Annotated in this window: 8 protein-coding genes and 1 tRNA gene; 3 read left to right on the top strand and 6 right to left on the bottom strand. The window is 46.8% G+C overall.

Annotation, left to right across the window (positions count from 1 at the left end; genetic code table 11):
* Positions 1-70: 70 nt before the first annotated feature.
* From KDK15_RS06615 to KDK15_RS06590, 6 genes are all read right to left on the bottom strand, one after another.
* A tRNA-Ala gene (locus KDK15_RS06615) sits at positions 71-146 on the bottom strand.
* A gap of 225 nt (positions 147-371) precedes the next feature.
* The gene (gene gltX, locus KDK15_RS06610; RefSeq protein ID WP_257294578.1) at positions 372-1,850 is read right to left on the bottom strand and encodes a glutamate--tRNA ligase; all 1,479 of its coding nucleotides are present in this window, start codon (positions 1,848-1,850) and stop codon (positions 372-374) included.
* Positions 1,851-1,966: 116 nt separating this feature from the next.
* The gene (locus KDK15_RS06605; protein WP_257294577.1) at positions 1,967-3,238 is read right to left on the bottom strand and encodes a sodium:proton antiporter; all 1,272 of its coding nucleotides are present in this window, start codon (positions 3,236-3,238) and stop codon (positions 1,967-1,969) included.
* Between the two features lie 121 nt (positions 3,239-3,359).
* On the bottom strand, positions 3,360-3,779 hold the full coding sequence (locus KDK15_RS06600; protein ID WP_257294576.1) for a hypothetical protein: 420 nt from the start codon (positions 3,777-3,779) through the stop codon (positions 3,360-3,362).
* Positions 3,780-3,891: 112 nt separating this feature from the next.
* Positions 3,892-4,458, bottom strand: coding sequence for a hypothetical protein (locus KDK15_RS06595; RefSeq protein WP_257294575.1), 567 nt, complete (start codon positions 4,456-4,458; stop codon positions 3,892-3,894).
* Between the two features lie 375 nt (positions 4,459-4,833).
* Positions 4,834-5,139 (bottom strand): hypothetical protein, encoded by a 306-nt coding sequence (locus KDK15_RS06590; protein ID WP_257294574.1) that lies wholly within the window; start codon positions 5,137-5,139, stop codon positions 4,834-4,836.
* A gap of 73 nt (positions 5,140-5,212) precedes the next feature.
* Between KDK15_RS06590 and KDK15_RS06585 the strand changes: the two genes are divergently transcribed.
* The 3 genes from KDK15_RS06585 to KDK15_RS06575 all read left to right on the top strand — a co-directional run bounded on the left by KDK15_RS06585 (position 5,213) and on the right by KDK15_RS06575 (position 6,985).
* Complete coding sequence (locus tag KDK15_RS06585) at positions 5,213-6,091, top strand: hypothetical protein (RefSeq protein WP_257294573.1); 879 nt, start codon at positions 5,213-5,215, stop codon at positions 6,089-6,091.
* 402 nt (positions 6,092-6,493) lie between these two features.
* Positions 6,494-6,745 (top strand): hypothetical protein, encoded by a 252-nt coding sequence (locus KDK15_RS06580; protein WP_257294572.1) that lies wholly within the window; start codon positions 6,494-6,496, stop codon positions 6,743-6,745.
* Positions 6,746-6,802: 57 nt separating this feature from the next.
* Positions 6,803-6,985, top strand: a complete 183-nt coding sequence (locus KDK15_RS06575; RefSeq protein ID WP_257294571.1) for a hypothetical protein — start codon at positions 6,803-6,805, stop codon at positions 6,983-6,985.
* The last annotated feature ends 79 nt before the right edge of the window (positions 6,986-7,064 follow it).

The raw sequence follows: 7,064 nt of genomic DNA, 5'->3' as shown, positions 1-7,064 counted from the left end.
CCTGTTACCGCCGTGAAAGGGCGGTGTCCTAGGCCACTAGACGAAGGGGACGCAAACATCAAACGATGTTTGGTGGAGCTAAGCGGGATCGAACCGCTGACCTCAACACTGCCAGTGTTGCGCTCTCCCAGCTGAGCTATAGCCCCAAAACCTTCGCAGCAACAATACTTAACGTATTCACCAACTGCTTTTGCTTTAGCACCCTCCGAAGAACGCTTTGTTTGCCCCCCGAAACGCAAGGCGAATGATATGGATACCCCCTTATCCTGTCAAGCGTCGCTTATAAAAATTATGCTCAAATAATAGTGCAGTTATATATACATCGATAGAAAAGGCCGGTATGCAACCGGCCCAAGCCCAAAGAAGCCGGGTTAAAGCGCTGCAAACTCTTTTTCCAGACGCTTCGCTTCTTTTTTGGAAACGCCACCCAATACCTCAACAGCATGACGAAGGCGTGCACGAGTCATATCCGGGCCCAGGATTTCCATAGACTCCATGACAGACCAGGAGTTTGGCGTACCAGCGATAGCAACAAAAATGGGATGATTAAAATCACCCAGCTTAATGTCCATAGCTTTGGAGAGCCCTTTAATTTCCGAGAAAATCTGATCACACTGCCACTGGCGCAGCTGTTCAAGCTTCCAGAGCGTGAACTGCAGCATCTTCTTAACATCACCCGCTTCCAGCTTTTTATGGGCAAAATCTTCAGGCGACAGATTCAGCATACCGGAGAACATAAAAGCAGCAATGGGGGCAAAATCGCTGAGACGCTCAACACGCTCTTTCGCCATTGGCAGAAACTTCATCAGGTAGTCTCGGTTCAGTAACCAGTGATGCAGGCGATCAGCAAATTGCTCTGTGGTCAGGTTTTCGCGGATCCAGCTGGCATTCAACCAGGACAGCTTTTGCTGATCAAAAATCGGGCCTCCCAGAGAAACCCTTTTGATATCAAAATCCGCCAGCATTTCTTCCAGACTGAACTTCTCACGCTCGTCTGGCATGGACCAGCCCATACGACCAAGGTAGTTCAACAGAGCTTCTGGCAGATACCCCATATCACGATAGTAGGTAATACAGGTTGGGTTCTTGCGCTTGGACAGCTTGCTCTTATCAGGATTTCTCAACAACGGCATATGACAGAGGACAGGCATCTGCCAACCAAAGTATTCATACAACAACTGATGCTTTGGCGCAGAGTTGATCCACTCCTCACCACGAATAACATGAGTGATTGCCATCAGGTGGTCATCAACAACATTGGCCAGGTGATAGGTTGGCATGCCATCGGCTTTCACCAGAACCTGCATATCCACCTGGGACCAGTCAACCTCAATGGTGCCACGGAGCATATCATCCACTGTGCAGACGCCACTCGCAGGCACTTTCATCCGAACAACAAGAGGCTCACCCGCATTCAGCCTGGCCTGAACTTCGTCTTCAGAAAGATGCAAGCAGTGACCATCGTACCCGGGTGTCTGCTTGTTAGCCATTTGCTCTGCACGCAAAGCGTCAAGACGCTCTGATGAGCAGAAGCATCGGAAAGCATGTCCTTTGTTCAGCAGCTCATTAGCATGCTCGGCGTAAATTTCCCGACGCTCACTCTGCCGATAAGGGCCGTGCGGACCACCAATATCAGGACCTTCATCCCAATTCAACCCAAGCCAGCGCAGAGAGTCGAGAATCTGCTGCTCAGATTCAGGCGTGCTTCTGGTTTGGTCAGTATCTTCTATACGAAGCAGGAACTGGCCGCCCTGACTCTTGGCAAACGCCAGATTAAACAGAGCAATATAAGCAGTACCGACATGGGGATCGCCGGTAGGGGAAGGTGCAACACGGGTGCGTACGGTCATGGAATTGCTTTCTCAATAAAGCCCGACCCTCAATGGGAGCAGGCTGACAGAATGCCAAAACAGGTATTATAAGGCTGAGATCCAAAGCACCCAAATATTGATTGAATTCAGTGGCATCAGGCTTCCCTTTTTATCCCCAGACGAGACATCAACCAGCCAATCGTAGTGCCCTGAATCAGCAGTGAGAAAAGAATAACGGCAAGCGTCATTTCTATGATCATTCGCTTTTCAGGCATAGAGTCCGGGATCGATAGCATCAGGGCAACTGGCACCACCCCTCTCAACCCGCCCCAAAACATCACCTTCATTGAATAGCTGTCCACTTTACCACCCAATGGAATCAAATTACTGATGGGCAGCAACAGATATACCACCAGGAAGCGCGCCAGAAGAACAGCCGCAATGGCAAGGATTAAAGTGGGATAGAACATAATGAGGCGCTCTATATTCCGCAACAGGAAGTCCTCACTTAACCCTAACAGCAGGAAAATAAAGCTATTGGCTACAAATGCCATAAACTCCCAGTAAGGATCAAGGTGACGCAATGTCATAAAGTCTGCCATGGCCCGACGACCATAGCTGCGAGTGAAAATTCCGGCAGCGATAACTGACATGACACCAGACGTTTCAAATACATGATCAGCAATAATAAAGCTGGCAAACGCAAGGATAGTTGTCAGTGCAATATGCACATAAGGCATACCCCGGGATAACCTGAGTAATACCAGCGTTCCTCCCCCCATGGCCGCACCAATAAAAATCCCGCCAAAGAACACCCTGAAGAACTCGATAAAGGCAGCAAAAGCAGTGCTACCAGACAGTCCCGTTCCCGATTGGATAATCGAGAGCACGATGCCAAACACAACAATAGCGGTTGCATCATTTAACAAACTCTCTGCATCCATCAGCAGAGACATCCGTTCAGGCGCTTTAACCTCTTTAAATAGCGCAATAACGGCAACTGGATCCGTTGCTGAAATCAGCGCCCCGAACAGTAGCGCACCCGCCAGCGTCAGAGGCGTCAACTCACCCAGAATCACACCCACAACCAGTGTAGACAGAATCACTCCCGGAATGGCCAGCATCAACACAGGCACCAGCTCTTTCATAAGGGCTGAAAGCTTGATATTGATAGCCGCCTCAAAAATCAGCACAGGGAGCAAAACATACATGATCAGGTCATGAGTCAGGGAAAGATGGAGAATGGGAGCCAGTATTTCACAATATTCAGCCGCCATCCCCAGGGCCATACCGATCACAACCAGACCTATGGTATAGGGAAAACGCAGCTTTTTAAGAAAGATTGCCGAAATAGCCGCCAATAAAAAAAGGCCGCAGAAGACCAGCATAGGGATGGCGAGACCAGCGCCAGAATGTGTTACCGACATTTCCTGTTCCGTTTATCAATAAATGCCGAAATGAATGGGGAATCATAAGTTCGGCATTTCAGGCCATGAGTTCAATTTACCCATGGTTATATTGACCGGTCAGTCCATGTCCCGACATACATCAGGGATGGCGAGGTGAGAAGTAATACCAGAGATAGCGGAGGGCAACATAAAGTACCATCACCGTCACCACCAAAAGTTCAAAACCGGCCAGATTGTTAATAACATCACAAACTTTTTGATAGCCCTGTTGATGAAGTTTATCTGCCAGCTTGAACAACGCTGTAGCCCCAATCACCATTGGAAATGTGAAAGCGGCATATCCCGATGAAAACGGCAGGCGTAGTAAACGGACAAACGCAACATAGACCAGACTCGTCATAAAAATAGCCAATGACAGCAAGACCGCAACCAGTAAGTAATTTGGCTGGTTAGTTATGGACAGGTAGCCCGCCAGAGAAAGGCTCGCCGGTGCCGCCATAATGGCAAATGTGGGCAGTGCGGCATCAGGAATTTTCTCTGTGAAAATAAAGCGATACAACAGGCAAAAGCAGGCTTACCGGGGAGTTTTACCCTGCAGTCTCCAATCCGGGGGATTACAAAATCATTTACCGAAAATCCCTGACATATCCGACACCATGAGAGAAGCCTGACTATAGAGGTACTATAGGCCCGCCGTATTCAATATTGAGTTTAAACTCAGTGCGCAACCTCTCCGGAACATTACTCTGAAGGAAGAGTTCCACGTCGGTGAGCAACTGCTGCCTTTCTTCCTGGCTGCAATCGTAATCAGCCGTTACTATCAACTGAAGTTGGCCCCTGGTGTTGCCAGACGTTGCCAAACCGCACACGCGTGCATTCGAAGAAAGCAGATCTCGAACAGATTTTATTAATTCATTCTTCATGGCCCTTATAAAGGTCCTTTCTGGATTTACGGATGAAGTGCCCGCGGCATCAGTGTTACCAAAGTCTCGAAAAGCTCCGTTGATTTCATCACGGAGAGGGCACTGTACTAATTCCACATTTCTGTCTGTTATCGATTCAATGCCATTTGTAGAAATCGCTTGTTCTGGCGGACATAGTCGTGAATTCAGGCCAGGCGTCGGAAGCACATCGCCAAGTGCAGCAACGGCGGGAGATAACGAATGATCACCCGCACCCGATGGGTTAACATAACCTGTGGATTGTGTTGGAGTTACTCCAGAATTGACATTTTGCATAATCATTTTATTAACGTGAACTTGATGTTAGAGATCGAGGAAGTTCGATATCGGAACACAAACCCTCCAAATTCCGAGAATCAAACATTAGCTGATTAACGCTTGATGGCCAATTGTAAAACTGAATAAATGATGGTGGCCCCATCATAGTGTAATCAGTTAATTGAACCTCAAAGAACTCAGTTTGTTCAACAGGTAAAAATCGAGTTAATGGTTCACGGTCATAGCATTTCACATTAACTCCTCCCATCAAACCAAAACATTTTTCAAGAAATGCTTGCCCCGAACCAATACTGGTAACTGTTTTTGGAAAGGAATGCAAATCTAACATTTTAGCCGCAACATCATGAGCCTCTGAATTACCAAGGCAATACGCTATGTTTGTACTGTTTGCAATAAAAGTGCAGCCGCTGATTTTAACGCTTTTCTGGAGGAAGGCTCGTGGGCTGAGATATCAGTGGATGGCCTATTCAGGGATTTGAGTATATTTCCACTATTGATTGAAACAGCACTCGCTTTGTGCGTGATAACATTTGTATTTGCCTTTTGGGAGGTCCCCGGCAAAATCGGAACTGTTGTTTGAAATTTTAAATTTACCGTTGCATCAGCAGAAGCAGATTGAATCTCGTGATTCCCTAATACAGCCTTTATTACCAAAAAATTGCCTAAACTGTCAGCCAAAGATTGAAATATCCAAAACCTGTTCTACTTTTACAACTCCAATTCAACAAAAATCAGCCTGCACGACAAAAACATGGAACTCTCTAATGCCAAAAAAGCATTGATCCTCAACATCCTTGTATTTGTTTTGACCGGCTGCACTCACGGCGAGAGGTTTAAAAAAGTGGCATTCCCCCTTCAGGCCAGTCTGCAATCCAGCATAAGCAGACAACTTGACGCTTATCAACCAGGCTCCAGTTCAGCTGATAAAAACCAAAATATCAAGCAGGAGATATCAGGCTGTTTTGAAAAGTTTTCGACTGTTAAAACCTTTGAACTGTCCGGTGGTGACACAAAACTACGCCCCATTGGCGTCGGTATGCAAACCATTGTCGAGCTTTCACTAAATGAATTAATAGGTAATAGAACCATCTCAAATGCAGTGGCGGTAATCCATACGAAAACCCCTGCAACCCCACTGGTTACTCCCGAGAAAACAGCGCCCCCTGAAGCCATGTCCAAGCAAATGCAAGGTGACAGTGCACGGGAGAAAACCATTAGTGACAGAACTGTCACCGTCAGGAACCTGGCCAAATCAGATCCTGAAAGAATGACCTTATACATTGCCTATCCAGAGGGCGGTCTGAAGGCCAGAACCCCCGAACAGCAGAAAACTTATCAAGAAGAGCTGGATAAGCCAGAGAATAAATGCCTGAAAGATCTTCCATTGTCCCATAATGAAATGTCCGACCATTTAGTGGGTGCTTCTTACATCATGACCGGCGCAGATGCAAATAAGGATAGCCAGCCGCTCTATTTTGGTCTCAGAGCAGTTCAGGCTAGGGATGCTGGCGAAACAAAAACCTGGACATTCTGGCTGGGGGAAATCAACAATTCAGAGATTCAGCCTCATTATCAAGAGGTGAAATCCTATTTGGAAAATGGTGTAGCAACCGTTCTGGATTTACCTTAACCCAAAAGTACATAAAAAAGACCCCGGCGATACAATACGAACGTATTGATGCCAGGGTCTACTTTGTTGTCGGTTTACCCAACTTATGGGTAAAACAACATTTTTGTCGGACATAACACGACTTATGTTGTGTGCGACATTTGTTAATGTCGGTACGTCAATATTCATACCAACATAGATTTGCGAGAAAGTCAGAAAAAAGTATCTGGAGCTGGAAAAAAAAGGGCTGGCAAAAGGACTGATTGAGAAGAAGATCGACCGGGAATTCAAACTCAACTTTCACAACACCAGCAAATTCACGTTCAACAACCTGCTGGATGATCCTAACGGCCTGGCCAGAAACCTGAGTAACTACATTACCGGTTTTTCCAGCAAAGCTCGTAATATTCTACAAAAGATGAAGTGACCAACGAACACAATGAGTTTGGCTTAAGTGGTCGTTTTGGAGCTGGTCTTCCGCGTATAAACGACGGAGCACTACTTTTCCTGCTGCATATGATGTCCAAGATGCAGACAACCCCGGAACAGGGTGGCACCGGTTCACGCATTGCTATTGTCTTTAATGGTTCTCCTCTGTTTACAGGGGTTGGAAGAAAGCATTGTAAGGATGCTGGCGGAGGTGGTGTGATGCGCTATCCGAAGTATCCAGAATAACGGGATTCCGGGGTTGATTGGTTGGGAGAAGTTCCCAACCATTGGGATGTTCGTCGAATGCGTTTTGCAGCGAAGACAAACCCTGTTAAGTCAGAATTGACTGATTGGGAAGAGGAGGGTCTTGTATCCTTAGTTCCTATGGAGGCAGTTAATGAATATGGAGGGATGAGCCTCGGAAAGGCCAAAGCAATCAGCTCTGTTTACGATGGCTACACCTACTTTGCTGATGATGACGTCTAGGAGGCTGTCCGAGAATAGACTGCCCTGCCCTACTGCGGTTGCGATAAATTGGTCTAAAAATTCCTGCTTCTTCGTCAAA

It is taken from the genome of Endozoicomonas sp. YOMI1, from assembly GCF_024606345.1.
Classification (GTDB): Bacteria; Pseudomonadota; Gammaproteobacteria; order Pseudomonadales; family Endozoicomonadaceae; genus Endozoicomonas.
Note: the sequence above shows the minus strand (reverse complement) of the source record. Positions and strands in the feature narration are given on the sequence as shown.

Bases quoted from the DNA above. Each gene is read 5' to 3' on its own strand.
- gltX (WP_257294578.1), bottom strand. From the start codon at position 1,850: ATGACCGTACGCACCCGTGTTGCACCTTCCCCTACCGGCGATCCCCAT.
- KDK15_RS06605 (WP_257294577.1), bottom strand. From the start codon at position 3,238: ATGTCGGTAACACATTCTGGCGCTGGTCTCGCCATCCCTATGCTGGTC.
- KDK15_RS06595 (WP_257294575.1), bottom strand. From the start codon at position 4,458: ATGCAAAATGTCAATTCTGGAGTAACTCCAACACAATCCACAGGTTAT.
- KDK15_RS06585 (WP_257294573.1), top strand. From the start codon at position 5,213: ATGGAACTCTCTAATGCCAAAAAAGCATTGATCCTCAACATCCTTGTA.
- KDK15_RS06575 (WP_257294571.1), top strand. From the start codon at position 6,803: ATGCGTTTTGCAGCGAAGACAAACCCTGTTAAGTCAGAATTGACTGAT.